The sequence below is a fragment of the Sporomusa sp. genome, from assembly GCF_057736855.1.
In genome coordinates this window covers 2,557-5,184 of the sequence record NZ_JBYKYF010000223.1, presented here as the reverse complement: position 1 = coordinate 5,184, position 2,628 = coordinate 2,557, and the positions used below count along the sequence as shown (strand labels likewise).

Below are 2,628 nucleotides of genomic sequence, written 5' to 3'. Positions count from 1 at the left end.
ATCCCCTGCTCCACTACACTTTATGCTTTACCCCAACATTTGACAAAGAACCCTTTTTTGTAGAGTTCAGCGTGAACTTTTTCTGCTTCGTTGGCTAGGTGAAAAGCGCGGGCGGCAGCCGTGTGATTTTCTTCTTTGGCTACTTTAATAAATTCTGGATACATGGTTTCAAACTCGTAGGTTTCCCCTTCGATAGCTGCTTTAAGGTTTTCGGCTGTTGTTTTAATGCCGCCAAGTGCTTTTAATTCAGCCAATGCATGGAGGTGTTCCGCTTCGGCTGCAGCCCGAAAGAGTTTAGCTACTTGGGTATAGCCCTCAGCTTCGGCTTGTTTGGCAAAATAGGTATATTTACGATTAGCTTGTGATTCGCCAGCAAAAGCTGCAGATAAATTTTTTTCTGTACTCATTGATTAAGTCCTCCTTACAATTAACTTGGTATTATTATCTATGGAATATTATTATCCATTTTATCCATTTTGTCAATAGATTATCCAATATTTATTATTATTTAAAAAACAAATAGATAGTTATTCATTTTTATGATTTTTTCGCAAATAGCTCCATACTTTAGCACTAGTATTACGTACCCGACGCAAGGGAGCTATACTAATTTTAATGCGCGGTTTCATATCTTTTTGTGAACCAAAGTCACCACGCGTAAAGTTGGTGGTTTTCGTCTTTTCAGGTTTTAGAACCTTTTTTATAGCTAATAGGGCTTTATCAGGACGGCAAAGGTCGCCGCAGCTAAAGATATCAACAGCCGCAAAACCAAGTTCTGGGTACGTATGAATGCTGATATGGCAATGGCGTAACAGTGCCAATATTGTCAGACCTTGGGGTTCAAATTTGTGATAAGTTAAATTAATGAGTGTCATGTTGGCTTCTTCAATGGCGGTAAGTATGGCAGCTTGTATTATTTCAATGTTATCAAGGGTGTCAAAACTGCAACCGTACATGTCTACCGATAGATGTCTTCCAATTGCTTTCAAAGTTATCGCCCCTTTATCATTAATGTATCTAATAAGATCATTAGCATATATTACTAATAATTTATATACGATACCTCATTATAGTTATAATAAACCAGATTGTAAAGGTTTATTTCATAATTTTAGGACAAACTAAGAAATGACGCTTATAAAGCATATAAGTCCATAGTATAGTATGGATTAATCGCAGGATTTATTTATTAGCTGGTGAAACGAATGATAAAGATAGTGTGAATGAGGGAAGATATGCATGGATAATAAACTAGCCAAGCTGCTTAATATTCAATATCCCATTATTCAGGGAGGAATGGCATGGATTTCTGACGCTAAGTTGGCTGCTGCCGTTTCTCAGGCAGGTGGCGCAGGAATTATTGCCGCCGGTGGACGAGATGCCAGTTATGTAAGAGAACAGATACGTATAGCTAGGCAGCTTACAGATAAACCATTTGGTGTTAATATTCAGTTGATGGCAGACAATAAAGAAGAAATTGTTGAAGTGGTTTGTGAAGAAAAAACTGCGTTTGTTACTCTGGGAGCAGGCAATCCCCTTCCATATTTTGATAAATTTACTCAGGCTGGTGTAAGGAAGATCCCAGTTGTTCCTAATACTAAGCTAGCTAAACGTGTGGAAGATAGTGGGGCAGACGCAATAGTCATTGAAGGGATGGAGGCAGGTGGTCATATCGGGGTACTGACTACTATGGCGCTGATGACCCAAGTTATTCCACAAGTTTCCATTCCGGTTATTGCTGCCGGCGGAATTGCGGATGGACGAGGTTTGGCGGCTGCCCTGATCATGGGAGCATCTGGTATTCAGATGGGCACTCGATTTTTGCTTGCAGAAGAATGTGGGGTTCATCCAAATGTTAAACAAAAATTGATTAGTGCTGTAGAGACTGATAGTGTAGTTACTGGACTGTTATCAGGGCATGGCGTTCGGGGACTTAGGAATGCTTTTACTGATAAGTACTTGGCTTTGGAACGACAGTGTACACCTCAAGCGGAGTTAGATAAGCTGGCTACTGGTTCTAATCGCCTAGCTGCTATTGAAGGTGATGTAGAAAATGGGGCCGTATTGGCTGGTCAAAGTTTATTGCCGCTGAAAAAAGTAGAGCCAGCAGCTATTATTATAGAAAATATAATTAGAGAAGCCCGTGAAGTATTAGTAAATGCACCTAGTTTGTTATAATTTCACATGTAAATGGACTGGCAGTGCTAAAAAGCACTGCTTTTCTACATACTGTCACTAAAGGAGAAGCACACTAATATTATAGGAAAAAATTACAGGATGAACAATGCATACTCTCCATCATGGGTTTTGGATTTATTTTTTTACGAGACATCACCCAAAGGTTTGGCAGTTTGTCTTTGGTTCGATGTTCCCTGATTATATTTATGTGGCACTCCTTATTACCATAGTGCTTCGCGGCTATGTTTCACTGGAGGAATTGGGAAGTTTAAGTCCGGGGACGCTGATGAGTCTTGTAGCCTTGTTTCCTTGGGTTGTAAAAATTGATTTGATTGGCCACTCTGTGCCCATTTGGTTTGGCAGTCTGATGCTTAGTTTTTTACCAGGAATTAAACATGTTCAGTCGTTTATTATCGGCTGGGGTACACATCTGTTAATTGACGCGTTTAC

The 2,628-nt window shown here is 39.8% G+C and carries 4 protein-coding genes; 2 read left to right on the top strand and 2 right to left on the bottom strand.

The genetic code is table 11. From position 1 onward, the window contains the following. Positions 1 to 20: 20 nt before the first annotated feature. Entirely contained in the window at positions 21 to 407 is a 387-nt protein-coding gene (locus AC29Z1_RS13155; protein ID WP_488271910.1) for a rubrerythrin family protein, read from the bottom strand. A 120-nt stretch (positions 408 to 527) separates the two neighbouring features. Further along, positions 528 to 989 (bottom strand): adenosylmethionine decarboxylase, encoded by a 462-nt coding sequence (gene speD, locus AC29Z1_RS13150; RefSeq protein ID WP_488271909.1) that lies wholly within the window; start codon positions 987 to 989, stop codon positions 528 to 530. 250 nt (positions 990 to 1,239) lie between these two features. Here speD and AC29Z1_RS13145 point away from each other — a divergent pair, with 250 nt between their 5' ends. After that, positions 1,240 to 2,178 carry a nitronate monooxygenase gene (locus tag AC29Z1_RS13145; RefSeq protein ID WP_488271908.1) on the top strand — a complete coding sequence of 313 codons (939 nt, stop codon included), beginning with the start codon at positions 1,240 to 1,242 and terminating at the stop codon, positions 2,176 to 2,178. Positions 2,179 to 2,365: 187 nt separating this feature from the next. Then, positions 2,366 to 2,628: hypothetical protein (locus tag AC29Z1_RS13140; RefSeq protein WP_488271907.1), on the top strand; the 263-nt coding region annotated here is incomplete at its 3' end.

Excerpts from the sequence above, each read along its gene's own strand:
- AC29Z1_RS13155 (WP_488271910.1), bottom strand. The coding sequence starts at position 407 with ATGAGTACAGAAAAAAATTTATCTGCAGCTTTTGCTGGCGAATCACAA.
- AC29Z1_RS13145 (WP_488271908.1), top strand. The coding sequence starts at position 1,240 with ATGGATAATAAACTAGCCAAGCTGCTTAATATTCAATATCCCATTATT.